The organism is Pseudomonas sp. AL10 (assembly GCF_029960685.1).
GTDB lineage: Bacteria > Pseudomonadota > Gammaproteobacteria > Pseudomonadales > Pseudomonadaceae > Aquipseudomonas > Aquipseudomonas lactis.
In genome coordinates this window covers 82,379-105,862 of the sequence record NZ_JASBQZ010000005.1, presented here as the reverse complement: position 1 = coordinate 105,862, position 23,484 = coordinate 82,379, and the positions used below count along the sequence as shown (strand labels likewise).

Annotated in this window: 22 protein-coding genes; 10 read left to right on the top strand and 12 right to left on the bottom strand. The window is 61.6% G+C overall.

Annotated elements, in window-relative coordinates; all coding sequences use genetic code 11:
* Positions 1–164: 164 nt before the first annotated feature.
* From QK296_RS08010 to QK296_RS07995, 4 genes are all read right to left on the bottom strand, one after another.
* Positions 165–785, bottom strand: coding sequence for a heme acquisition protein HasA (locus QK296_RS08010; RefSeq protein WP_003194354.1), 621 nt, complete (start codon positions 783–785; stop codon positions 165–167).
* A gap of 81 nt (positions 786–866) precedes the next feature.
* A complete protein-coding gene (locus tag QK296_RS08005) occupies positions 867–3,521 on the bottom strand; it encodes a TonB-dependent receptor (RefSeq protein ID WP_169856613.1) in 2,655 nt (884 codons plus the stop codon).
* Between the two features lie 200 nt (positions 3,522–3,721).
* Positions 3,722–4,720 carry a FecR family protein gene (locus QK296_RS08000; protein ID WP_169856612.1) on the bottom strand — a complete coding sequence of 333 codons (999 nt, stop codon included), beginning with the start codon at positions 4,718–4,720 and terminating at the stop codon, positions 3,722–3,724.
* A 63-nt stretch (positions 4,721–4,783) separates the two neighbouring features.
* On the bottom strand, positions 4,784–5,305 hold the full coding sequence (locus QK296_RS07995) for an RNA polymerase sigma factor (RefSeq protein ID WP_003194359.1): 522 nt from the start codon (positions 5,303–5,305) through the stop codon (positions 4,784–4,786).
* A gap of 206 nt (positions 5,306–5,511) precedes the next feature.
* Between QK296_RS07995 and aroQ the strand changes: the two genes are divergently transcribed.
* Together aroQ and QK296_RS07985 are read left to right on the top strand one after the other, a co-directional pair.
* Entirely contained in the window at positions 5,512–5,958 is a 447-nt protein-coding gene (gene aroQ, locus QK296_RS07990; protein ID WP_003194361.1) for a type II 3-dehydroquinate dehydratase, read from the top strand.
* Entirely contained in the window at positions 5,955–6,806 is an 852-nt protein-coding gene (locus QK296_RS07985) for a shikimate dehydrogenase (protein WP_183043798.1), read from the top strand. The genes aroQ and QK296_RS07985 overlap by 4 nt, the downstream gene beginning before the upstream one ends.
* 135 nt (positions 6,807–6,941) lie before the next feature.
* Here the strand turns inward: QK296_RS07985 and QK296_RS07980 are convergent, their stop codons facing one another.
* Together QK296_RS07980 and quiC are read right to left on the bottom strand one after the other, a co-directional pair.
* Entirely contained in the window at positions 6,942–7,607 is a 666-nt protein-coding gene (locus tag QK296_RS07980) for a TetR/AcrR family transcriptional regulator (protein ID WP_003194364.1), read from the bottom strand.
* Between the two features lie 77 nt (positions 7,608–7,684).
* Positions 7,685–9,586: a 3-dehydroshikimate dehydratase QuiC gene (gene quiC, locus QK296_RS07975; RefSeq protein WP_003194367.1), complete on the bottom strand. Its 1,902-nt coding sequence runs from the start codon at positions 9,584–9,586 to the stop codon at positions 7,685–7,687.
* A gap of 226 nt (positions 9,587–9,812) precedes the next feature.
* Between quiC and QK296_RS07970 the strand changes: the two genes are divergently transcribed.
* Positions 9,813–11,147 (top strand): MFS transporter, encoded by a 1,335-nt coding sequence (locus QK296_RS07970; RefSeq protein WP_003194368.1) that lies wholly within the window; start codon positions 9,813–9,815, stop codon positions 11,145–11,147.
* Here the strand turns inward: QK296_RS07970 and QK296_RS07965 are convergent, their stop codons facing one another.
* On the bottom strand, positions 11,148–12,026 hold the full coding sequence (locus QK296_RS07965) for a DMT family transporter (protein WP_003194370.1): 879 nt from the start codon (positions 12,024–12,026) through the stop codon (positions 11,148–11,150).
* Between the two features lie 199 nt (positions 12,027–12,225).
* Here QK296_RS07965 and QK296_RS07960 point away from each other — a divergent pair, with 199 nt between their 5' ends.
* The 3 genes from QK296_RS07960 to QK296_RS07950 are packed head-to-tail and all read left to right on the top strand — an operon-like array spanning position 12,226 to position 14,547.
* Positions 12,226–12,639 carry a lipoprotein gene (locus QK296_RS07960; RefSeq protein ID WP_034133756.1) on the top strand — a complete coding sequence of 138 codons (414 nt, stop codon included), beginning with the start codon at positions 12,226–12,228 and terminating at the stop codon, positions 12,637–12,639.
* Positions 12,640–12,684: 45 nt separating this feature from the next.
* On the top strand, positions 12,685–13,572 hold the full coding sequence (locus QK296_RS07955; protein ID WP_003194372.1) for a neutral zinc metallopeptidase: 888 nt from the start codon (positions 12,685–12,687) through the stop codon (positions 13,570–13,572).
* Positions 13,573–14,547, top strand: a complete 975-nt coding sequence (locus tag QK296_RS07950; protein ID WP_282390782.1) for an alpha/beta hydrolase — start codon at positions 13,573–13,575, stop codon at positions 14,545–14,547. It begins immediately after the preceding gene.
* Between the two features lie 132 nt (positions 14,548–14,679).
* On the opposite strand, the gene QK296_RS07945 is transcribed toward QK296_RS07950, so the two are convergent.
* The 3 genes from QK296_RS07945 to QK296_RS07935 all read right to left on the bottom strand — a co-directional run bounded on the left by QK296_RS07945 (position 14,680) and on the right by QK296_RS07935 (position 16,862).
* On the bottom strand, positions 14,680–15,267 hold the full coding sequence (locus tag QK296_RS07945) for an HAD family hydrolase (protein ID WP_003194377.1): 588 nt from the start codon (positions 15,265–15,267) through the stop codon (positions 14,680–14,682).
* Positions 15,264–16,133 (bottom strand): acyl-CoA thioesterase II, encoded by an 870-nt coding sequence (gene tesB, locus QK296_RS07940; protein ID WP_003194379.1) that lies wholly within the window; start codon positions 16,131–16,133, stop codon positions 15,264–15,266. The genes QK296_RS07945 and tesB overlap by 4 nt, the downstream gene beginning before the upstream one ends.
* A 159-nt stretch (positions 16,134–16,292) precedes the next feature.
* Positions 16,293–16,862 carry a GNAT family N-acetyltransferase gene (locus QK296_RS07935; protein ID WP_014720044.1) on the bottom strand — a complete coding sequence of 190 codons (570 nt, stop codon included), beginning with the start codon at positions 16,860–16,862 and terminating at the stop codon, positions 16,293–16,295.
* A 76-nt stretch (positions 16,863–16,938) separates the two neighbouring features.
* Here QK296_RS07935 and QK296_RS07930 point away from each other — a divergent pair, with 76 nt between their 5' ends.
* Both QK296_RS07930 and QK296_RS07925 read left to right on the top strand, forming a co-directional pair.
* The gene (locus QK296_RS07930; RefSeq protein ID WP_003194383.1) at positions 16,939–17,859 is read left to right on the top strand and encodes a histone deacetylase; all 921 of its coding nucleotides are present in this window, start codon (positions 16,939–16,941) and stop codon (positions 17,857–17,859) included.
* A gap of 170 nt (positions 17,860–18,029) precedes the next feature.
* Complete coding sequence (locus tag QK296_RS07925) at positions 18,030–19,256, top strand: TIGR03862 family flavoprotein (protein WP_094774564.1); 1,227 nt, start codon at positions 18,030–18,032, stop codon at positions 19,254–19,256.
* 113 nt (positions 19,257–19,369) lie between these two features.
* On the opposite strand, the gene QK296_RS07920 is transcribed toward QK296_RS07925, so the two are convergent.
* Both QK296_RS07920 and yedA read right to left on the bottom strand, forming a co-directional pair.
* On the bottom strand, positions 19,370–20,704 hold the full coding sequence (locus QK296_RS07920) for a DEAD/DEAH box helicase (protein ID WP_003194386.1): 1,335 nt from the start codon (positions 20,702–20,704) through the stop codon (positions 19,370–19,372).
* 48 nt (positions 20,705–20,752) lie between these two features.
* On the bottom strand, positions 20,753–21,649 hold the full coding sequence (gene yedA, locus QK296_RS07915; protein WP_003194388.1) for a drug/metabolite exporter YedA: 897 nt from the start codon (positions 21,647–21,649) through the stop codon (positions 20,753–20,755).
* 160 nt (positions 21,650–21,809) lie between these two features.
* Between yedA and QK296_RS07910 the strand changes: the two genes are divergently transcribed.
* Together QK296_RS07910 and QK296_RS07905 are read left to right on the top strand one after the other, a co-directional pair.
* On the top strand, positions 21,810–22,271 hold the full coding sequence (locus tag QK296_RS07910) for an Lrp/AsnC family transcriptional regulator (RefSeq protein ID WP_003194390.1): 462 nt from the start codon (positions 21,810–21,812) through the stop codon (positions 22,269–22,271).
* 739 nt (positions 22,272–23,010) lie between these two features.
* Positions 23,011–23,322, top strand: coding sequence for a DUF3077 domain-containing protein (locus QK296_RS07905; RefSeq protein ID WP_169900178.1), 312 nt, complete (start codon positions 23,011–23,013; stop codon positions 23,320–23,322).
* The last annotated feature ends 162 nt before the right edge of the window (positions 23,323–23,484 follow it).

Genomic DNA, 23,484 nt, shown 5'->3' with positions numbered 1-23,484 from the left:
CATCCCATTGAAGATTCAAGCAAGGGCCCGCCCGGTGCGTTGACAGCACCTGTGGCGCGCCCACAGAATTTGCAGCCGCCGCCGCCCTGGCCTGCAAGCACTCGGGCGGCGACGGTGTTTGAGCAAGGCCGATGAAAGAGCGATCTTTCATCGGCTTTTTTGCATCAGGCGGCCAAGGCGAAGTCGTGCGGCGCGTCCTGAATACCCACCAGCCCCACATCGGCAGCTGCAAATGCAGCGGGCTCCTGATGGGCCACACCGGCAGCGGCCAGTTGATCGAAGGTGGAGTTGACCGACAGGCTTGGGTCGATGCCCTTGAGCAGGGTGTCGATGGCCGAGGCCAGCGCCGAACTGTCGCCACTCATCAAGCCGTACACGATTTTGTGCACCTGGCCATCGCGGCCTTCGGATTGCAGGCTCGACAGGCCCAGGTTGGTGAAGCTGACTTCCTGGTTGGCGATGGTGTAGCCACCGCTGCTCGCGCCGCCGGCGAGGGTATCGCCCAGGGTCAGGCCGTCCAGCGAACCCCACAGCGTGTGGGTCGGCGGATTGAACAGGGTGTAATGCAGGCTGCCTTCAGCCACCACCGCCGCATCGCTGACGCTGCTTGTCACGCCATATTGGGTGCCGTCGAACGGCCCCGGGTTGAAACCACCGGTGTTCACACCCTCTTTCACCGAACCTTCACGGTGGTTGAGATCACCAAAGTAAGCCGACCAGTCGTTCAGGTATTGGGCGACGGTGCTGGCGGCGTAGGTCGTGCTGTATGAAATAGAAATGCTCATGCAAAACTCCAAGTCATTGGGTGGTCACTCCCCAGCAAGCCGGTGCCTGCTGTGGTTTTGCCCGTCACTGGGCAAAAGCGGTCAGAACTGATATTCAACGGTGCCCTGCACGGTGCGCCCACGGCCCAGGGTGAAAGCCAGCACATCCCCGAGCGGCACCAGGTAGGCGCGGTCGGTGACGTTTTCCATGGCCAGGCGCAGGGTCAATTGGTCGGTGGCGCGGTAGCTGCCATACAGGTCGTAGACGGTGTAGGGCTTCCAGTCAGCGGGGTAGACGCCGGTTTGCGAGGTGGTTACCCCGGCGGCGCCCTTGACGTAGTAGCCGGCGCTGTAGCGGGCACGCACACCCACGTCCAGCTTGCGCTCAAAGAACCGCGCGCCCAGCGTGGCGGTGCCGCGGTCCATGGGCATGTGTTCGGAGGAGCCGAGGATCGCGCTGCAACCCACGCCGGCATTGGCTGCGTCGTCCGGCACCATCGCGTCCACCGGGGCACGGTTACCCGGGCGTTTCTGGGTCTTGGTCACGCCGCCCAGCCACGCGGTTTTGCTGCAGAACTGATTGCTGCCAAGCATGCGCGTGTAGTTGAACTGGCCGTAGGCAAAACCGGCGTCGTAATCGAGTTGGTATTCAAGCCCCCGAAAACGCGTGGTCTCCAGGTTGTTCACATAGGCCGCACTGCCGATATTGACGTTGCCATAACCCGGCGGCTGCACGCCCAGGGCCATATAGGAAAAGTCATCGACCCGGGTGTTGAAGTAGGACACCTTCATGCCCATGCGATCATCGGAAAACAGCAGGTCTTCCTTGAGCACATTGAAGCCGACTTCCCACGCCGTGGACCGCTCCGGCTTCAGGTAAGGGTTGGGGAAAATCGACTCCGAACCGCCGCCGTGGGGCCGGCCGCTGACCATGGTTTCGGTCACTGCCGGCGGGCGCCAACCCTTGCCATAGGTGGCGAAGAGTTGCAGCCAGTCCACACCCGGCTTGACCGACAAGCCAAACGTCGGCGAAAAACGGCCCTCCTCGCGATCCACATCATAAGTGGTGGGCACACTGATCTGGCGAGTGGTGCCGATGATGAAGGTACGGGTGTTCAAACCGGTATCGCCGCGCAGCCGATAACGGTCATAACGCAAGCCGGCGTTAAGGTTCAGCCAACCGTCGTAGTCGAAGTCCAGGCGCCCGAACAGGCTGCCCATGGTGCGATCACCTTTGGGCGTGATGCTCTCCGCCGCCGAGGCCGTCAGCGCCGAGCCCGCCTCTACCCCCTGGTTGGAGTCCGGCCGGACCTTGTCGTAGAAAAACTCCAACCCATAGTTGGCCTTGAGGGTGGCCAGTTCCGTCAGGGCAAAGGTCGAGATGTTCTGCGCCTGCGCGCCGTAGGTATTGGTTTGATAGGTGACGTCGTACGCCTTGCTGATACCCCGGGCCAGGGTGGATTGGTCGTTGCGGGTATCTACATGGTAGAGCTTGGCCTTGAAGTCGATCAGCGGGTTGTCTGGCGCATAGCTGTAATCGAGCGCGAAGTTCTGCGCCTTGACGTTGCTGCTGCCGAGCTTTTCCCATAACTGGGGCTTTTCGGCGGTCATCATATTGACGTCGTCGTAGTCGACCTCGGTGACCAGGTAGCTCAGTTGCAGGCGCTGCTCAACCGGAAGATTGAGCCCCAGCTTGAGCAAGCGTGAACGCATCACCGAGCCCGAATAGGCAACGGTGGTGTTCTTGATCCGCTCCTCACTGGCCGGCATGTACGCCGCGCCGCTACGCAACTCGCCAATGCTGCCCCGGGTGCCGGGGTTGTAGTCGCCGAGGTGACGCTCGCTGGCGGCCACCAGCATGTCCCAGACATCGGTGCCCACGGCAAACGCCGAACTGCCGATAAAGTGCGTGCCGTTGCTGCGCCCACCCAGCCCCGAGGTGAGCCGAATGCGCCCGCCGATTTGCTTGCCATCCTTGAGCAGGTCAGCGGCTTCCAGGGTGCGGAAATTGGCCACCCCGCCAATCACCCCCGCACCGCCCTGGGTGGAGGTCGCGCCCTTTTCGATCACCACCTCGGACAGCAACTCCGGGTCGACATACAGCGTGCCATTGCGTTGCTGGTGACCACTTTGCTGGTAATTCTGGCGCATGCCATCGACCGACATATTGACCCGGCCATAGTCCTGGATACCGCGGATATTCACCGACAACCCTGGGTCTTGCTGGCTGACGGCGGAGTAGACGCCCGGCGCCTCTTCCAGCATCTCGGCGGCATGACGCGGCGGGTTGCGATCCAGCTGTTCGCGCCCCACCACACTCACCGCGCGCGGCGTTGAATACACCCAATCCTGCGGGTGCAGGCCGGTGACCGTGGTGGTGGCCAAGGCCAGGGCACCGGCTTGTTGTTCCACCCGAGTCAGGGTGACCTGGCGATCGCCGGTAAAGCGGTACTCCACCGGGGCGGCGCCGAGCAGGCGGCCCAAGCCTTCCTGCACGTCAAAGCGCCCCTTGAGCGCGGTGCTGCTCAGCCCGTGCAGGCGCTGGCTGTCGAACAACACTTGCAGGCCGGCCTGGTCAGCGAAGGCCAGCACCGCACTGCCGAGGGATTGCGCAGGGATATCGAACGTCAACACGGCGGACTGAGCCGTGGCAGCTGGAGGCTGCGCATAGGCCGGTACGGCCACGGCGGACAACCCCAGGTGAATGGCCAGGGCTAAGCGGCTGCCGGTGGTACGCCCCTTGGTGAGTGCTGACATTGGTGATGATCCCTGCGCTGAGCATTTTTTGTTTATGCGAATACTTCTCACCTAGCAAGACGTGCGAGGCGCGGGAAGTCAGTAATATTTTTTGCAGGAGCGAGCTTGCTCGCGAAGAACGTCAACGAAAACGCGGTGCCCTGGGTATTTTCGCGAGCGAGCTCGCGCCTACAGGGGCATCGGTTTTTAACGGGGGAAGGTCAGTAGATCAGGCTGAGGCCAGCCAGCTCCAGGCGTTGCACTTGAAGCTCTTGGGTCAGGGTGGCCAGGGCGCTGTCGAGCATGTCCAGGCGGAAGACGCCGCTGACTTCGCGCTCGCCCAGGTCTGCGTTGGCCAACACCACCCGCCCGGGGCGGTAACGGTTGAGTTGCTCGATGACCTTGGCCAGCGGCTGCCGGTCGAAGATCAACACACCACGGCGCCAACTGGTGGCGCGATCCACATCAAACTGATCCAGGCTGACCACCCCATCCTGGGGGCTGTAGCGCGCAGCCTGGCCCGGTTGCAGGACCTGCTCGGCAGGGCCGTTTCTGAGTGACGCCGGCACTGACACTTCGACGCTGTGTTGCAGCACACCGACCCAGGCCTGGCTCTCGCGTTCACGTTCGACCACAAACCGTGTGCCCAGCGCCCGGGTCTGGCCGCCGGCACTGTGCACCACGAACGGTCGGGTTTCTTCGCCGGCCATCGGTGCCACCTGAAAAATCGCCGCGCCCTGGAGCAGGTTGACGCCGCGCTGTACGCCGTCGTACTCAAGGCGAATGGCGCTATCGGAATCCAGCTCCACCACGCTGCCATCGGCCAGGTGCACCGTGCGCACTTCGCCTATGTGGGTGACGTAGTCGGCCTGCAAGCGCAGCAAGGCATCCGGCCCGCGTACCCAGCCGATGCCCGCCGCCACCAGCACCAGCGCCACGGCGGCCGCACGTTGCCACGGCCTTCGACGTTTGGCGCGGCGCAAGGGTATAGCGGGCGCGGGCGGGCGCTGTCGGTGTACAGCCTCGTCCGTGTGCACCTCGCCCAGCGCCGCCCAGGTCTGCTCGGCAAACCGCAGGGCCGCTTCGTGGCGGCTGTCGCGGGCGATCCACTGGCGCAGTTCGGCTTGTTCCTGTTCGCTCAAGGCACCGGCGTGCAGGCGCACCGCCCACTCGGCGGCCGCCTCGGTAATGCTGTGCTGTTGCGGTCCCTGGCTATTCACGTGTGAATCTCGAATTCTCGTTATATAGACGCTGTGACGTCTGGCCTGGCGTTTTTCGGTAATTCATTCGTCGGATGGCGTCACCTCGCCTTCCTGCAAGCGCTGCATCACATAGGCCAGGGCCTTGGCCAGATGCTTTTGCACGCTGCTGTCGCTGATGTCCAGATGCCGGGCGACCTGAGCGTGGGTCATGCCTTCGATACGGTTCAAGCGGAAAATCTGCTGGGTGCGCGCCGGCAATTCCGAAAGCGCCTGCTTCAATGCCTGCCGCTGTTGCTGCGCCATTGCCTGAGCCTCCAACCCGGCCACGTCATCTTCAATCTCGGCCAGCGCCTCGTGGGGCACGGTGTCGGTCTTGCGCCGTGCTTCCTGGCGAATATGGTCGATCAGCAGATTGCTCGCCGTTCGATAGAGATAACCCTGGGAGTTGTCGATACGCTCACCGGCCGGTTTTTCTGCCAGGCGCAGGAAGCTCTCCTGCACCAGGTCTGCGGCCAATTGCGGGTCCCGTACTCTGCGGGCCAGATACCCGCGCAGCGTATCGGCGTGCTTGAGAAACAGGCCCTTGAGATCCACGTCCGACAAACCGACTCCCTGGAATGTTGAGGAAACAGGCGGGCATCTTAAGCGTTGTCGAGAATGGTTTTCAATTGATATCTAATCCGATTGAGCCTAGCGTTTGCCTTGATTAAACGTTCGATCACCGAACAGATCCGCAGCCATCCATTGACCAAATTAACCAACCAGTACATTTTGACTCCACAACCAATAAGAACTGTGGAGAAGCCTCTATGCCGCCCATCGTGCTGGTGCTCAACGGCCCCAACCTCAACCTGCTCGGCACCCGCGAGCCTGCCACTTATGGCCATGAAACCCTGGCCGACATTGCTGCCCTGTGTGGGCGCAGCGCCGACAAACTCGGGCTGACCATCGAATTTCGCCAGACCAACCACGAGGGCGAATTGCTCGACTGGATCCACGCCGCCCGCAACCGCTGCGCCGGTATCGTGATCAACCCGGCGGCCTGGACCCACACCTCGGTCGCGATCCGCGATGCCCTGGTGGCCAGTGAAGTGCCGGTGATCGAAGTGCATTTATCCAACGTGCACGCCCGTGAAGCCTTTCGTCATCACTCGTTTGTGTCGCCAATCGCCAAGGCCGTGTTGGCCGGGTTTGGCAGCCATGGCTACCACCTGGCCCTGGAACATTTCAGCCATACGCTGAAGGGACGCACCTGATGAAACCACGCATTCTCGCCGGCCTGATCGGCGCCGGTATCCAGGCCTCACGCACCCCGGCACTGCACGAACAGGAAGGCGACGCCCAGGGCTTGCGCTACCTGTATCGCCTGATCGACCTGGAGCCGCTGCATCTGGACCTCAGCGCCCTGCCGGAACTCCTGCGGGCCGCCGAGCTGATGCACTTCACTGGGCTGAACATTACCTACCCGTGCAAGCAGGCGATCCTGCCGCTGCTCGATGAACTCTCCGATGAGGCCCGGGGCATTGGCGCGGTCAACACCGTGGTGTTCAAGGACGGCAAGCGCATTGGCCATAACACCGACTGCCTGGGGTTCGCCGAAGGCTTTCGGCGCAACTTGCACAACGTGCCGCGCCACCGCGTGGTACAGATGGGTGCCGGTGGCGCGGGTGCGGCGGTGGCCCATGCACTGCTGGCCGAGGGTGTGGAGCAACTGAGCCTCTTCGACGTCGACAGCGCCCGTGCCCAGGACCTGGTGGATAACCTCACCGAGCATTTCGGCATCGGTCGCGCTCAGGTTGGCAGCCACTTGGAAAACGCCATGGCCGAGGCCGATGGCCTGGTGAACACCACGCCGATGGGCATGGCCAAGTTGCCTGGCACGCCGGTGCCAGCGCAGTTATTGCGGGCCGAATTGTGGGTAGCGGAAATCGTGTACTTCCCACTGGAAACCCAACTGCTGCGTGACGCTCGCGCCTTGGGTTGCCGTACCCTGGACGGCGGCAATATGGCGGTGTTTCAGGCGGTGAAGGCGTTTGAGTTGTTCAGCGGCGAAGTGGCGGATGCAGACAGGATGCTGGCGCATTTCCAGAGCATGAATACCTAGGGATGCAACCCCATCATGATCGTCCCCACGCTCTGCGTGGAAACGCCTCCCGTGACGCTCCGCGTCACGACTTTGACAGCAGACGCAGAGCGTCCATGTCGGCATTCCCACGCAGAGCGTGGGAACGATCAGTTCTCAGGCTTGCAGGTAGCGCAACACCGACTCGCAAATCATCTCCCGATGGCGCTGCTTGATCGCCTCGTCCGACAGCTCGATCTGGAAAATCTCGCTGAAGGTGTGCCGGTTGGACACCCGATAAAAGCTGAACGAGTTGATCAGCAAGTGCACATCCAGCGGCTCCAGCCCTTCGCGAAACAGCCCCAACTCAGCCCCGCGGCGCAAGGTCTCCCCCAGCCCTTCGAGGATTTTGCTGTTCATCGCCTTGATGGTCTCGGTGCGCTTGACGTACTCGGCGTTGTGGATATTTTCGATGCTGACGATGCGCACGAAATCCACGTTCTGGTCGTGGTGATCGAAGGTGAACTCCACCAACCGGCGAATCGCCTCACGCGGCTCCAGAGCCGTGAGGTTCATGCGCGTTTCGGTGTTGCGGATATCGCCGTAGAGCTTCTCCAGCACCTCGACGTATAGCTGCTCCTTGCTGCCGAAGTAGTAATAGATCATGCGCTTGGAGGTATGGATGCGCTCGGCGATGGCGTCCACGCGTGCGCCGGCCAGGCCCTGCTGAACAAACTCGACAATAGCTTCTTGCAGAATATTTTCGCGGGTCTTTTCCGGATTGTTCTTGCGACTCTTGCGCGGTGTGTCTGACACAGCGCAGAGGTCAGGGGTCAGGGTCATGGTGCGCTCACGGCGATTGCTTGGGCAGGCCCGATTATGGGCCGAGGCGCTCCCCGAAGGAAGCACCCGCCCTGCCCTTATAAACGGGCCTGGCGCGCCGCACCGCTGCGTGACTTGGCCATCGCCGCCAGACGCACCGCCACGTTGGCTGCGCCGTAGCCGGCATAGCCGTGCTTACGCTGGATGATCTCGAAGAAAAACCGCCCTTCGAACGGTTCGGTGTACACATGAAACAGCTCACCGCCCTGGGCGTCGCGGTCGTACAGCACGTTGTAGTACGCCAGCTCGCTGAGGAACTCATCGTCGAAATCGAAGCGTGCCGCCAGGTCGTCGTAATAGTTGAGCGGGATATCCAACAACGGCACACCGGCCTCTTTGGCCCGGCGTACCTCGGCGAAAATATCCGCACAATCGAAGGCAATGTGGTGCACGCCCGAACCGCGATAGCTGGAGAGCGCGTGGGAAATCGCGGTGTTGCGGTTTTCGGAGATATTCAGCGGCAGGCGGATCGAGCTGCAACGGCTGCGCAACGCCCGGCTTTTCACCAGGCCGTAAGGGTCGGGCAGCACCACTTCGTCATCGGCTTCGAAATCCAGCAGGCTTTTGTAGAACAACACCCAACTGTCGAGACTGTCGGCCGGCAGCGCCATGGCCATATGGTCGATGCGCAGCAAGCCGCCGCTGGCGAGTGCGGCCGTTTGCAGGTTGAAATCGGTGTCGTAAAGCCCGCCTTCGCTGGGATCGACCAGGTAAATCAGGCTGCCATCCGGTGCACGCACGGCGGCCAATTCCAGCTCGTTGGGGCCGACCAGGCCGCGATAAGGCTGGCCCTTGTAGGCCACCGCCCGCTCCAGGGCCTTGGCACTGTCCTTGACCCGCACCGCCGTGGCACACAACGACGGGCCATGGGCCTCGAAAAAGTTATGGGCAAAGGAATAGGGTTCGCAGTTGAGGATCAGGTTGATATCGCCCTGGCGCAACAGGCTCACATTCTTCGAGCGATGCTGGCCGGCCTTGGCGAAACCCAGGCGCTCCAGCCAATTGCTCAGCTTGGCACCGAGGCTTTCATCCACGGCAAACTCCAGGAACTCGATACCGTCGTACTCGCTGGCCGCCGGGGTTTCAAACAGAATGTCCACTGGCGCAGCGGGCGCTTCTTGCGCCAGGCGCTGGCGGGTTTTCTCTTCCAGGTACAGCAACGAGCGCAAGCCATCCGCCGCATTCGCGCGGGTGGGCGCGGCGCGGAAACCATCGTTGAAAATTTCCAGGGACAAGGGCCCGCTGTAGCCACTTTTGATGATCGGCGCAAGAAAGCCCGCCAGGTCAAACTCGCCCTGGCCTGGGAAGCAACGGAAATGCCGGCTCCACTCCAGCACATCCATGGCCAGGATCGGTGCGTCGGCCATCTGCACGAAGAAAATCTTGTCGCCCGGGATCTGGGCGATGGCACTCGGGTCGCCCTTGAGCGACAAGGTGTGGAAGCTGTCGAGCAATACACCGAGGCTTGGGTGGTCGACTTGGCGCACCAGGTTCCACACCTGCTGCCAGGTGTTCACATGCTTGCCCCAGGCCAGGGCTTCATAGCCGATGCGCAGGCCGCGCTTGCCCGCGTGTTCGGCCAGCAGGCTCAGGTCATCGAGCAGAATACGTTCGTCGCCCACGCTGTCGGCCGAGGCGTTACTGCACACCAGCACCAGGTCGGTGCCTAGCTCTTGCATCAAATCGAATTTGCGTTCGGCGCGCTCCAGGTTGCGCGCCAGGCGATCGCGGCGGCAGCCTTCGAAATCGCGAAACGGCTGGAACAGAGTGATGGCGATGCCCAGGTCGGCGCACATCTGCCTAACCTCGCGCGGGCTGCCGTCGTAATACAACAAGTCGTTCTCAAAGATCTCCACCCCATCAAACCCGGCGGCGGCAATGGCTTCGAGTTTTTCCGGCAGGGTGCCGCTCAAGGACACAGTGGCAATAGAACGTTGCATGGAAGACTCCCGGCAATTGTTGTTTGTGGCAAATTATTCGCCCCCAGCCTACAGGCAGCAATTAAAATGTACGAACCGGTTAGTTTTTGGTGCGATTATCGAACACTAAGCCCCTTTGGCGAATTGACGACTTTTTAACCACTGCGCACCATCGACCGGGCAATTCGTTCACGTAACAAAGACCCAGAACACACCATAAGAATTTCAAAAAACGGGTACAAACCTCATGCCTCTGCAAAATCCAGCCCTGGCCGCGCGCCCGGGCAACCCGCACGCCGGTATCGGCGACAAGATCCGCGGTGCCCTGGCCGTGGGTAAAACGCGCTGGGGCATGCTGGCCCTGGTGTTCTTCGCCACCACCTTGAACTACATCGACCGCGCCGCCCTGGGCGTGATGCAACCGATCCTCGCCAAGGAAATGAGCTGGACGGCGATGGACTACGCCAACATCAACTTCTGGTTCCAGGTCGGCTACGCCATCGGCTTTGTGCTGCAAGGCCGCCTGATCGACCGGGTTGGCGTCAAGCGCGTGTTCTTCTGCGCCGTGCTGCTGTGGAGCCTGGCCACCGGCGCCCATGGCCTGGCCACTTCGGCAGTCGGCTTTATGGTCTGCCGGTTTATTCTCGGGCTGACCGAAGCCGCTAACTACCCGGCCTGCGTCAAGACCACACGCTTGTGGTTCCCAGCGGGTGAACGTGCAGTGGCCACCGGCATCTTCAACGCTGGCACCAACGTCGGCGCAATGATGACGCCGATGCTGCTGCCGTTGATCCTGCACGTGTGGGGCTGGCAGGCGGCGTTCCTGTGCATGTCGGCACTTGGCGGTATCTGGCTGGTGCTCTGGGGCTTGAAGTACTACAACCCGGAAGACCACCCCACCGTTAAACAATCCGAATTGGACTACGTGCAACAGGAAGTCGAACCGGAACAACCCCGTGTGCCGTTCAGCCGCATCCTGCGCATGCGTGGCACCTGGGCCTTCGCCCTCGCCTACTCGCTCACCGCGCCGGTGTTCTGGTTCTACCTGTATTGGCTGCCGCCGTTCTTGAACCAGCAATACAACCTGGGCATCAACGTGACGCAGATGGGCATTCCGCTGATCATCATTTACCTCACCGCCGACTTTGGCAGCGTGGGCGGTGGGATCCTGTCGTCGTTCCTGATTGGCCGTGGCATGAATTCGATCAAGGCGCGGCTGTTGTCGATGCTGCTGTTCGCCTGCTGCATCGTCGGCGTGATCATGGCGGCCGGCTCCAGCCAGCTGTGGGTCGCGGTGTTTGCCATCTCCCTGGCCATCGGCGCGCACCAGGCCTGGACCGCCAACATCTGGAGCCTGGTGATGGACTACACGCCCAAGCACATGATGAGCACGGTATTCGGCTTTGGCGGCATGTGCGCGGCCATCGGCGGCATGTTCATGACCCAGATCGTCGGCCACATCCTCACGGTGACCAACAACAACTACACGATCTTGTTCACCCTGATCCCGGCGATGTACTTCATCGCCCTGGTGTGGATGTACTTCATGGCGCCGCGCAAGATCCCCACCGTAGACGTTTAACTAACGCCGCCGCTGCTGCCAGGCAGCGGCCAACCCGCTCATGCAGATCACCCCGATACCCACCACCGTGGTCATATCGGGGGTATGGCTGAACACCAGCCAGCCCAACAACCCCGCGAACACGATCTGGCAATAGCCAAACGGCGCCAGCAAGGCCGGCGCCGCGAAGCGGAACGCCTGGGTGAGCATCAAGTGCGCGGTCATCCCGCAGGTGCCCAGCGCCAGCATCATCACCGCATGCCACAGCGTCGGCACTTGCCAGAAGAACGGCACCATTGCACTCATCACCAGGGTGTTGCACAGGCCGGCGAAGAAATTGCTGGTGGTCGGGCTGTCGTATTGGCTGAGGATGCGCGTGAGCAACTGGTAGAAACAGAAGAACAACGCCGAGCACAGCGGCAGCAATACCGCCGGGGTAAACAACTCGCCGCCGGGGTGGATGATGATCACCACGCCGATAAACCCGCAGATCACCGCCAGCCACTGACCACGGGTCACGTGCTCACCGAGCAACGGTACCGACAGCGCCGTCACCAGGATCGGCGCCAGGAAGTTCACCGCCGTGGCTTCGGCCAAGGGGATGTAATGCAGCGCCGTGGTGAAGAACAGGCTGGTGCCCAACAGGCATAACGCCCGCACCACCTGCATGCCCGGCCGCTTGCTGCGCAACACGCGCAGGCCCGATTGCGGCAGGAAGATCCCGGCCATCAGCAAGGTGTGCACCATGTAACGCGCCCACACCACCATCACGATCGGGTAAAACCCGGCCAGGTATTTGGACAAGGCGTCGTGGCTGGAGAACAGAAACGTCGCCAGCACAATCAGCAGGATGCCTTTGAACGGATGGTTGACGCCGGAGAGCGGGGTACTGACAGTCATTGAATTCTCTTGTGTGGCGAGCGGGACGCTGAGCACTGAACCAAGTAGCGCTCAACCCGGTAATCTAGCAGCCGGGCCGGAGTCTGCCCCAAGAGCATAACCAAACACCGGGCGAACAGCGCACTAAATCGATGGATCCGAGTCCAACGCTGCACGCTCGCCCCGGCGTTGCACACTTTTTAACCAAGGCCTTGCCGCTATGAAAAAAATCCTCTTTGCCCTGTCTGCCCTCGCCCTGCTCGCTGCCTGCGATAAAGCCCCGAAAGAAGCCCCCAAGCCCGCGCCCGCTTCCGTGCAAGCGACCCTGGTGCCCGAGACCCCGCCCACCGATAAATGGGTCGGCAAGTGGATCGGTGTCGAAGGCTTGCACCTGACCATCGCCAAAGACGACAGCATTGGCCGCGGCCACTATCTGCTGACCATGCAATACGGCCTCGATGCCGATGACGCTGGCACCTTCAAAGGTGAGGCCACTGACGACGGCATCGCCTTCACCCGCCCCGACGGCCCGCAGCTGTTGCGCGCTGGCGATGGCGCCGCCACCGGTTTGAAGTGGCTGGCAGATAAAAAAGACTGCCTGGTCGTTGCCACTGGCGAAGGCTATTGCCGTTAATACCGACCATAATCAATCACGGTTAGCACACAGAGGATTGCTCCCATGCTATGGAAAAAAGGCCGACGCAGCGACAACGTGGTGGATGCCCGTAATGACAGTGGCGGCGGCGGTGGCGGTATGCGCTTCGGCGGCGGCAAGGGCCTGAGCCTCACGGCCATCGTGCTGATCGTCGGCATTGGCTGGCTGACCGGCCAGGACCCGATGCAGATCCTCGGCCAATTGACCGGGCAGATGGAGCAGGCGCCGTCGGTCAGCACTCAGCCGCGTCAGGCACCGCCGGCCAACGATGAGCAAGCCGACTTTGTGCGCGCTGTGCTGGGCGATACCGAAGACACTTGGGGCCAAGTGTTCCAGCAAAATGGGCTGGCGTATAAGAACCCGAAACTGATCCTGTTCCGTGGCCGGGTAAATTCAGCCTGTGGTGGCGCCACCTCAGCCAGCGGCCCGTTCTACTGCCCGGCTGACCAGCAGGTGTACCTGGACCTGGACTTCTTCCGGGAAATGTCGCAACGCTTCCAGGCCGCCGGTGACTTCGCCCAGGCTTACGTGATCGCCCACGAAATCGGGCACCACGTACAAACGTTGCTGGGCATCTCGTCCAAGATCCAGGCGGCGCGCCAACAGGGTCGGCAGATGGAAGGCGACGGTGGCCTGCTGGTTCGCCAGGAACTGCAAGCCGACTGCTTTGCCGGCGTGTGGGCCAACCATGCGCAAAAGCGCCTGAACTGGCTGGAACCCGGCGATATCGAAGAAGCCCTGAACGCAGCCAATGCCATCGGCGACGACCGTTTGCAGCAGCAGGGCCAGGGGCGCGTGGTACCGGACTCCTTTACCCACGGCACCTCGGCCCAACGCGTGCGCTGGTTCAAGACCGGCTTCGCCCAGGGCCAGATCACTCAATGCGATACCTTCGCGGCCAAGAGTCTCTAAATGATCAAACGATTGGGGTTACTGCTGGGTGTGCTCGTGTCCTGTTGCACCTTCGCGGCCGAACACGGCGTCAAGGTGGTCAGCCCCGATCGCTTTCATCTGGAGGCCGGCGAACTCAGCCTGGGCCTGAGCCAGGATTGGCGCCAACCGCTGCCCAAGGTCACACGTGCATTGATCATCGTGCATGGGCGCCTGCGTAATGCGCAAACCTACCTGCACAGCGGCATCAATGCCGCCGAGCATGCCGGGGTGGGCGGCAGTACGCTGGTGATCGCACCACAGTTTCTCAATCAAACGGACGTGAAGCGTAACCACCTGGACGATCAGGTTTTGCGCTGGAAGGGCAACGACTGGATGGCCGGCGAAGCGTCCACCGGCCCAGGGCAGATCAGCTCTTATGGCGCTCTGGACCAGATCATCAAGCACTTGGGCAACCGCAAACTGTTCCCGGCGCTGAAAGAAATCGTGGTCGCCGGGCATTCCGGTGGCGGCCAAGTGGTGCAGCGCTTCGCCCTCACCGGCCACGACCACCCGCTGCTGAACACCGAAGGCATCCGCCTGCGGTATGTGGTGGCTAACCCGTCGTCCTATGCGTATTTCAGCCCGCAACGCCCGGTGAAGTTCGATGCGACCAGTTGCCCAGGCTTCAACGACTGGAAGTACGGCATGCAAAACCTGCCGGATTACGTGGGTGACCGAGGCGCCCAGCAACTGGAACAGGCCTACGTGTCACGGGATATCACTTACCTGCTGGGCCAGCAGGACACCGACCTCAACCACCCGGCGCTGGATAAAAGCTGCGAGGCCGAGGCCCAGGGCGCGTATCGGCTGATACGTGGGCACAACTACTTTGATTACCTCAAGCAGCGGCATCCGCAGTTGGCTCACAGGCTGGTGGAAGTGCCGGGGGTGGGGCATGACGGGGACAAGATGTTTACCTCGCCAGAGGGAGAAAAGGTGCTGTTCGCCCAGTAATCACTGACGAAACCTAATCAAAATGTGGGAGCTGGCTTGCCTGCGATGACGGACTGTCAGTTGATAAAGTGTCAGCTGACCCACCGCTATCGCAGGCAAGCCAGCTCCCACATTTGATCTCTGTCGCCTGGGTTAGATCATTCGGCGCAGCGCCGCACAATCCTCGGCATGCCAATCCGCCAACTCCGGCCACGGGTTCTCCGGCAAGTTCACCAACACCGTCTTGGCCCCCGCTGCCCGACCACAATCCAGGTCAAAGCGATAATCCCCCACCATCACCATTTCGTTGGGTGATATGTCCCAAGCCGCCGCCAGCTTCAGTAACCCACCCGGATCCGGCTTGTGCGGCGCATCATCGCGCCCCAGCACATCCTCAATGGCAAAGCAGTCCGCCAGGCCTATCGCCTCCAGGGTGATATGGGCCAGCTCCCGCGCATTGCGGGTCAGGATGCCCAGGCGATAACCGCGAGCGGCCAATTCCTGTACCAGCTCCACCGCGCCCTGCGCCGCCACCGAACCCAGGGCCAGCTCGCGCTCGTGCTCCAGCAACCAGGCGTGCTTGGCCGCTGCAACCGGCGCCGGCAAGGCCGCCAGATGCGTGAGGATGTCGTCTTCGGGTGGAATGTCCAGCGCCTCGCGGATGGCAGCAAAGTCATGCACCGCCACCGTGAGGGTGCCGTCCATGTCGAACACCCAGTGCTTAACGTCGCAAAGGCTCATGCCCAATCCTTGCGATGGCGAATCAAACCTTCCTGGGTCACCGACGCCACCAGTTGCCCGGCGCGGTTGTACACGCTGCCCCGGGAGAAACCCCGGGAGTTGCCGGCCCACGGGCTGTCCATGGCGTACAGCAACCAGTCATCGGCACGCAGGTCAGCGTGGAACCACAGCGCGTGATCGAGGCTGGCGACCTGCATGTCTTTCTGCCACACGGTCTTGCCATGGGGCAGCAGCGAGGTGGTCAACAGGCCAAAGTCCGAGGCATAGGCCAACAGGTATTTATGCAGCGCCGGCGTGTCCGCCAAGGCACCGTCGGCACGAAACCACACGTACTTGACCGGGTCGGACGGCTGCGGGTTGAACGGGTCTTTTTCGGTGACCGGGCGCACTTCGATGGGCTTGGGACACAGCAGCTTGTCGCGCATGTGCTCGGGGATCAGGTGCGCACGTTGCTGGGTCAGCTCCAGCTCCGACGGCAGGTTTTCCGGGCCCACTACCACCGGCATGGTGGTCTGGTGCTCGAAACCTTCTTCGTCGTACTGGAACGAGGTCGTACAGGTAAAGATCGGATTGCCCTTTTGAATCGCGGTGACACGACGCGTGCTGAAACTGCCACCATCGCGCACGCGGTCCACCGAATACACCACCGGCAACGCGGCATCGCCAGGGCGCAGGAAATAGCCGTGCAGGGAATGCACATGCCGCGCTTCTTCTACGGTCTGGCTGGCCGCCGACAACGACTGGCCGAGCACTTGGCCGCCGAACAGCTGGCGAAAGCCCAGGTCCTGGCTGCGGCCGCGAAAGAGGTTTTCCTCGATCGGCTCCAGGGTCAGCAAGTCCACCAGATCTTCCAATACTTGGCTCATTGAAACTCTCCTCAAAGCAAAACGGTATCTACCGGTAGGAGCGAGCTTGCTCGCGAAGGTCGTTAACGATGACGCAGCGCTTCTGGTTTACCGCAGCGCTCTTGCGTTCTTCGCGAGCAAGCTCGCTCCTACAGGTTTCTGTTGAGCATGACCGCCTGCTTATCCGTGCAGCGTGTCCAACCATTGGGCGCGGGTGATGCGGTACAACACGTGAGGGCGCAGCGGGTCACCGGCTGCGACTTTCGGGTGTTCAAAATCTGCCTGCGGATCGTAATGCATACCGATGGCCTGCATGACTTTTTGTGAGGGCAGATTGCTCTCGGTGGTGAAAGCCAGGATTTCGTCCAGTTGCAGGCGGTCAAAACCACAGCGCAACGCCGTCCAGGCGGCCTCACTGGCATAACCCAGGCCCCAATGCTCACGGGCCAGGCGCCAGCCGATTTCCACCGCCGGGGTAAAGCCGGCTTCGAAGCTGACATTCGCAAGGCCCGTCAGGCCGATAAACTCACCGGTGTCCTTGCGCTGCAAGGCCCAGAAACCAAAGCCATATTCAGCAAAATGCCCGCGAATCCGGCCGATCAGCGCGGCGCTTTCCAAGTGGCTCAATTGAGCCGGGAAATAACGCATCACCTGTGGGTCGGCGCACATGCGCGCAAAGTCCGGCAGGTCGCTGTCGCGCCATTGGCGCAGCACCAAGCGTGCACTTTCCAATTCCAATATCGGCTCCATGGGTCCCCCTGCCTTGCCATGTGCGTGAGTGTACAGCGCTGTTAAGATCCGTCGCAGGTTCCCGTCAGAAAATCCCATGCCCTTGCCATTGATCTACCACGAAGACTACAGCCCTGAGTTCCCGGCGGACCACCGGTTCCCCATGGACAAGTTTCGCCTGTTGCGTGACCACCTGGTGGACAGCGGCCTGACCGAAGACAGCCAATTGCTGCGCCCGCCGCTGTGCCCGGCAGACATTTTGGCCCTGGCCCATGAACCTGGGTATATCGAACGCTACATGGGCGGCGAACTGTCCCGCGAAGACCAACGCCGCCTCGGCCTGCCCTGGAGCGAAGCCCTGGCCCGGCGCACGGTGCGCGCGGTGGGCGGCTCGATCCTGGCCGCCGAACAGGCCCTCGAACATGGCCTGGCCTGCCATTTGGCCGGTGGCACCCACCATGCCCATTACGATTATCCGGCGGGTTTCTGCATTTTTAATGACCTGGCGGTGATCAGCCATTACCTGTTGGCCAGCGGCCGGGTCAATCGCGTGCTGATCTTCGATTGCGACGTGCACCAGGGCGACGGCACCGCACGCATCCTGCACGACACGCCGGACGCCATCACCGTGTCGCTGCACTGCGAAAAGAACTTCCCGGCACGCAAGGCCCAGAGCGACTGGGACATCCCGCTGCCCATGGGCATGGGCGATGCCGACTACCTCAAGGTGGTGGATGACGCGCTCAACTACCTGCTGCCGCTCTACCAGCCGGACCTGGTGCTGTACGACGCCGGCGTGGATGTGCACAAGGACGACGCCCTTGGTTACCTCAAGCTGACAGACGCAGGCGTCGCCGCCCGTGATGAAAGCGTGATGCGCCACTGCCTGGGCCGCGACATTCCGGTGATGGGCGTGATCGGCGGCGGTTACAGCAAGGACCGCCCCGCCCTCGCCCGCCGCCACGGCATCCTGCACCACAGCGCACAACGGGTGTGGACGTCATCAGGCTGTCATTGAAGTGTGAGCGTTACCCACAATGCCTGTGGAACGGCCTGTGGATAACTTGAGCGTAAGCGGCTGCAAGCGAATGGCCGTATGGCCTGTAGGAAAGTGTACGTTTTTTGATCAGGCAACAGTGTCGTGGTCGGGTAGAATGCTCGGCCTATTCATATCACCGTAGCCTGCCCATGCCTCAGACTTCTGCCCACCACGTCTCCATTATCGGCGGCGGCCCCGCCGGGCTGATGGCCGCTGAAGTCTTGAGCCAGGCGGGCGTGCGCGTGGACCTGTACGACGGCATGCCTTCAGTGGGGCGCAAGTTCCTGCTGGCCGGCGTGGGCGGCATGAATATCACCCACTCCGAAGCGTACCCGGCGTTCCTGTCGCGCTACGCCGAACGCGCCCCGCACATGGCGCCGCTGCTGCGCAGCTTTGGCGCCGAGGCGTTGTGCGAATGGATTCATGGCCTGGGTATCCAGACCTTTGTCGGCACCTCTGGCCGCGTATTTCCTACCGATATGAAAGCCGCGCCACTGTTGCGCGCCTGGCTCAAACGCCTTCGCGATCAAGGTGTGGTTATCCAAACCCGGCATCGTTGGCTGGGTTGGAATGCCGAAGGCGGTTTACTTATCCACAGCCCGGACGGTGACAAAGTTGTCCACAGCGATGCGGTGCTGCTAGCCCTGGGCGGCGGCAGTTGGTCGCGCCTGGGTTCTGACGGCGCGTGGCTTAACCTGTTTGAAGGCAAGGGCCTGCCCTATGTGCGACTGCAACCGAGCAACTGCGGGTTTGAAGTGTCGGCCTGGAGCGAGTTGATGGTCAGCAAATTCGCTGGCGCACCGTTGAAAAACGTCGCCATTGGCCTGGGGGATGACAAGCCTCGGCTGGGCGAATGCGTGATCACCGCCACCGGCATTGAAGGCAGTTTGATTTACGCCTTGTCGGCGCCGATTCGCGAAGCGATCAACCGCGACGGTGCGGCCACGGTGCATATCGATTTGCTGCCCAGCAAGCCGTTGGACAAGGTGCAGGCCGGATTGGCAAAGCCCCGTGGCTCACGGTCGATGAGCAAGCATCTGCACAGTCAGTTGGGGCTAGATGGCGTGAAAGCGGCCTTGTTACGCGAGTTGTCGCCCGCTGAACACTTCACCGATCCGGCGCAATTGGCGGTGGATATCAAAGCGTTGCCGCTGACGCTGGTGAAGACGCGACCGATGGATGAGGCGATCAGCACGGCCGGGGGGGTGCCGTTTGAAGCGCTGGATGAGCGGTTGATGCTCAAGCCATTGCCTGGAGTGTTTTGCGCGGGGGAAATGCTGGACTGGGAGGCGCCCACTGGTGGGTATTTGCTGACGGGGTGTTTTGCCAGTGGTAGAGCGGCTGGGCGGGGGATTTTGGAATGGCTCCACCGCTGATCGTTCCCACGCTCTGCGTGGGGATGCCGCCAGGGACGCTCTGCGTCCCGCTTTAGGTTCGTGACGCAGAGCGTCACAGGATGCGTTCCCACGCGGAGCGTAGGAACGATCAATCACTTCTTCTTACGCGGCCCAGTATTAAACACCGGCACCTTGCGCACCGGCTTGATCGACGGCTCAGCCGGCGCCACGTCACCACTGTCCACCCACTTGCCCAGGTTGCGCTTGCCGCCACCGCCGGACGCCTTAGGCTTCTTCGGTTTTTTCGGCTTCTTGACCACCTGCCCGCTGGCATCGGTGTCCGGCACGCGGTGCTCCGGCTCGAAGTCCGGTTCCATCTTGCGGGTGAGGGTCTGGCGGGTCAGCATCTCGATCGCCGAGAGCATGTTCACCTCATCGGCACACACCAGGGAAATCGCCTCACCGGTATTGCCCGCACGCCCGGTACGGCCGATGCGGTGGATGTAGTCTTCGGCCACGATCGGCAGGTCAAAGTTGACCACCAGCGGCAGGTCTTCGATATCCAGGCCACGGGCCGCCACATCGGTGGCCACCAGGATCTGCACGTCGCTGGCCTTGAAGCGGTCCAGTGCGCGTTGGCGGGTGGCTTGGGGTTTGTCGCCATGGATGCCGTCGGCGTTGATCCCCAGGCCCTGCAACTTGTCCACCAAGGCGTCTACGCCGTTGCGGGTCTTGGCGAACACCAGCACTTGCTTCCAACGGCCCTTGCGCATCAGGTGCACAAACAGTTCCGGCTTGCGCTTCTTGTCCACCGGCACCACCCACTGCTTGACGGTGTTGGCGGCGACGTTGCGCGGGCTGACTTCGATGCTCAGCGGGTCGTTGAGCATTTGCCCGGCGAGCAGGCGGATGTCATCGGAGAAGGTCGCGGAGAACAGCAGGGTCTGGCGCTTTTTCGGCAACATGCGGTAGATGTTGGCAAGTTCTTCGGAGAAGCCCAGGTCGAGCATACGGTCGGCTTCATCCAGCACCAGGGTTTGCAGCTGGTTGAGCTTCAACGCGTTCTGGCGGAACAGGTCGATCAGGCGGCCAGGGGTGGCGACCAGAATGTCGACGCCTTTGCGCAGCTTCATCATCTGCGGGTTGATGCTCACGCCGCCGTACACCGCGTAAGTGGTCAGCGGCAGATGTTGGGCGTACTCGGCAACGCTGGCGTGTACTTGCTCGGCCAGTTCGCGAGTCGGGCACAGGATCAGCGCACGCGCCGAGTTGGCGGCGACTTTCGGCCCTTCCAGGGTCAACAGTTGCAGCAGCGGCAAAGCGAAACCTGCGGTCTTGCCGGTGCCGGTCTGGGCCGCGGCCATCAGGTCGCGACCGGCCAGCACGGCCGGAATGGCTTGGGCCTGCACCGGCGTCGGGGTCTGGTAGCCAAGCGTCTCAAGGGCGCGCAGCAAGGGTTCGATCAGGCCAAGGGTGGCGAAAGTCATGTAGTTACCGTAGGAAAAATTCAGCGCAAGGGCGTAATGCGCGGCAGTTTACCTTATTTCGGGTTTGGGCTTGCGCCATTGGGGCAGGCTGATCAGCAACACCGCGCTGATAATCACCAGCATTGCCAGGGCTTCTTCCAGGCCGATGCTCTCGCCCACGAATACAATCCCCAGCAACACGGCCACTGCCGGGTTTACGTAGGCATAGCTGGTCGCCGCCGCCGGGCGTACGTGCTTGAGCAGGTACATATAAGCGTTGAAGGCAATGATCGAGCCGAACACCGTGAGGTACGCCAGGGCCAGCCAGCCTTCCAGCGGCGGCATCGCCTGCAGGTGCTCGCCAGACAACGCGCTGACGATCAGCAGCGCCACACCGGCCACGAGCATTTCCGCGGCGCTGGCCATCGCGCCTTGGGGCAGCGGTAAATGGCGGCTCCACACCGAGCCGAAGGCCCAGGACGCTGCCGCCATCAACAGCAACACCGCGCCCAGTGGGCTCGACTGCAAGGTACTGCCCATGTTGAGCATGGCGATGCCGATGATCCCCAGCAGCACCCCGGCCCATTCCAGCCGTGTATTACGTGCGCCCCAGAAAAACCCACACAGCAAAGTGAACAACGGCACCGTCGCCACCGCCAACGCGGCCACGCCGGACGACACCCCCATGTGTTCGGCCACACTTACGCCACCATTGCCCACCGTGAGCAACAAAATGCCGATCATCCCGGCCGCCTTCCACTGCGGCCAGGTCGGCGCCGGCACCCCGCGCCACCTGAGAAAGCCGTACATCAACGCGCCCGCCGTGCAAAACCGAATGCCCGCCAGCAACAACGGCGGCCAGTACTCCACGCCAATGCGGATCACCAGGTAGGTGGAACCCCAGATCACATACAACGCAAAAAAGGCGGCGATCAACGGTAAGGGAAAGCGACGTGGGCCAGGCATTGGGCGGCTCTATGGCAGGAAATGGGAGACTTATTCTAGAAACGAAGATGGATAAACTTAAGTTACAAAACCTGTTTAAAACGCCAATACACTTCTCAAAACATGGTTATCAAGGCTATAAATCGTGCTTTCGAAAGCGAAGCGCAACCGGAGCCTTATCATGGACAAATACGATCGCATGCTCCTCAGCGCCCTGCTTGAAGATGGCCGTGCTTCCTACGCGCAACTGGCGCGCACCGTAAACCTCTCCGCCCCTGCCGTGGCCGAACGCGTGGCCAAGCTTGAGGCCAGCGGCGTGATCACCGGGTACCAGGCCAAGGTGGATTTATCCAAGGTGGGCTTGCCGATTCAATGCGTGATCGAGTTGCGGCTGACCAATCATGGCAGCCAAAAGGTGTACGACGCCCTGGCGGAAATACCCGAACTGACCGAATGCCACCGCGTCACAGGCGACCCCTGCGTGATCATGCAAGCGGCGGTGGGCACCATGCCGCAGCTGGAAGACCTGATTAATCGGGTGGCGAAGTTCGGGTTCAGCAAGACCTCGATTATTTTGTCCAGCGCCATAGAGCGGCGGGTGCCGTTGGGGCAATTGGAAGCCCATGGGAAAAATAGTGGCTGATCGATCGTTCCCACGCTCCGCGTGGGAATGCATCCCGTGACGCTTTGCGTCACGACTTTAAGGGCGGACGCAGAGCGTCCAGGGCAGCATTCCCACGCAGAGCGTGGGAACGATCAGTGACTGCCGGGCAGCTTGTCATCGTGTTGCCCACATGAAACGCCACGCTTGAACTGGAGCCCAGATCAATGCCATTTGATTCAAGTTCCAACTTGCTTCGCATAATCGTTGTATGAAGATCGCTTTCCTGCATGACTGTAATCCCTGTGCATGAGTGACAGACGGGATGGTAGGTCGCAGTAAGACGCGATAGAGGAGTGAAGAGAAAAACGAGAAAGGTCCTGGGTCATAGCAGGATTTGGCCTACCGACCATTCAGCGCTCAGGTGAAAGAGACCTCACCCCCCCCGTATTTCATTGGCCAGCACGACCGATCCCTTTCATTTGCGGGACGTTTCCGAGAGAATCCCACGGCCTTGTTTCCGTCGGATTCGGTAGCTAGTCTCGCCCTGTCATCGAATGTTCGGTGACCGGACGTGCAAGTCCGACGACGGTAATACGCATAGCCTTAACTCTCTACGCCTGGGTTTTATCTCAGGCGCTAAGTGTCATGGCAGCTGTACGCGGGAGATCTTCGGATCTACCGGACTCCGTCTCGGTCTTGCACACCTGCGTACTGCTGCCACCCTAATTCGTGTGCAAGCGAACGGTTGCAGCTTCTTACCTGACGGAGAAGTTTCACCATGGTCAAAAAAGTCACCCCCGATCCACCCCAGTCCAAAACCGACTTCCTCAGCGAAGACGCCCTGCTCCACCGTCGTGCCATCGACTACTACCTCAAGGCATCCGCCCCGGATGCGCCGATTTTTATCCTGAATGACAACCTGAGCTTCGAAGACGCGTTGGCCCATGCGGCGGAGTTGTTGCATTGCGCGGTGGAGACGGCACACGCTTCGGGTGAGGTGATGAAGGCGCCGCAGCGGGCGGTGATGCATTTGGTGGAGATGGCGAAGGGGGTGGTGGACCAGGCGCTGGAGTGCGCACAGCCTCGATAGGCGACGCATAACCCCTGTGGGAGCCGGGCTTGCCCGCGATAGCGGAGGGCCAGGCAATAAATGGCTGGCTGATACACCGCTATCGCAGGCAAGCCAGCTCCCACATTGGAACTCCAGTGTTCTTGAGGTAGTAGCCGGATCAGAACCCGCGCTGTTTGCTGA

Excerpts from the sequence above, each read along its gene's own strand:
- QK296_RS08010 (WP_003194354.1), bottom strand. The coding sequence starts at position 785 with ATGAGCATTTCTATTTCATACAGCACGACCTACGCCGCCAGCACCGTC.
- QK296_RS08005 (WP_169856613.1), bottom strand. The coding sequence starts at position 3,521 with ATGTCAGCACTCACCAAGGGGCGTACCACCGGCAGCCGCTTAGCCCTG.
- aroQ (WP_003194361.1), top strand. The coding sequence starts at position 5,512 with ATGCCGCCCATCGTGCTGGTGCTCAACGGCCCCAACCTCAACCTGCTC.
- QK296_RS07980 (WP_003194364.1), bottom strand. The coding sequence starts at position 7,607 with ATGACCCTGACCCCTGACCTCTGCGCTGTGTCAGACACACCGCGCAAG.
- quiC (WP_003194367.1), bottom strand. The coding sequence starts at position 9,586 with ATGCAACGTTCTATTGCCACTGTGTCCTTGAGCGGCACCCTGCCGGAA.
- QK296_RS07970 (WP_003194368.1), top strand. The coding sequence starts at position 9,813 with ATGCCTCTGCAAAATCCAGCCCTGGCCGCGCGCCCGGGCAACCCGCAC.
- QK296_RS07965 (WP_003194370.1), bottom strand. The coding sequence starts at position 12,026 with ATGACTGTCAGTACCCCGCTCTCCGGCGTCAACCATCCGTTCAAAGGC.
- QK296_RS07960 (WP_034133756.1), top strand. The coding sequence starts at position 12,226 with ATGAAAAAAATCCTCTTTGCCCTGTCTGCCCTCGCCCTGCTCGCTGCC.
- QK296_RS07955 (WP_003194372.1), top strand. The coding sequence starts at position 12,685 with ATGCTATGGAAAAAAGGCCGACGCAGCGACAACGTGGTGGATGCCCGT.
- QK296_RS07950 (WP_282390782.1), top strand. The coding sequence starts at position 13,573 with ATGATCAAACGATTGGGGTTACTGCTGGGTGTGCTCGTGTCCTGTTGC.
- QK296_RS07945 (WP_003194377.1), bottom strand. The coding sequence starts at position 15,267 with ATGAGCCTTTGCGACGTTAAGCACTGGGTGTTCGACATGGACGGCACC.
- tesB (WP_003194379.1), bottom strand. The coding sequence starts at position 16,133 with ATGAGCCAAGTATTGGAAGATCTGGTGGACTTGCTGACCCTGGAGCCG.
- QK296_RS07935 (WP_014720044.1), bottom strand. The coding sequence starts at position 16,862 with ATGGAGCCGATATTGGAATTGGAAAGTGCACGCTTGGTGCTGCGCCAA.
- QK296_RS07930 (WP_003194383.1), top strand. The coding sequence starts at position 16,939 with ATGCCCTTGCCATTGATCTACCACGAAGACTACAGCCCTGAGTTCCCG.
- QK296_RS07925 (WP_094774564.1), top strand. The coding sequence starts at position 18,030 with ATGCCTCAGACTTCTGCCCACCACGTCTCCATTATCGGCGGCGGCCCC.
- QK296_RS07920 (WP_003194386.1), bottom strand. The coding sequence starts at position 20,704 with ATGACTTTCGCCACCCTTGGCCTGATCGAACCCTTGCTGCGCGCCCTT.
- yedA (WP_003194388.1), bottom strand. The coding sequence starts at position 21,649 with ATGCCTGGCCCACGTCGCTTTCCCTTACCGTTGATCGCCGCCTTTTTT.
- QK296_RS07910 (WP_003194390.1), top strand. The coding sequence starts at position 21,810 with ATGGACAAATACGATCGCATGCTCCTCAGCGCCCTGCTTGAAGATGGC.
- QK296_RS07905 (WP_169900178.1), top strand. The coding sequence starts at position 23,011 with ATGGTCAAAAAAGTCACCCCCGATCCACCCCAGTCCAAAACCGACTTC.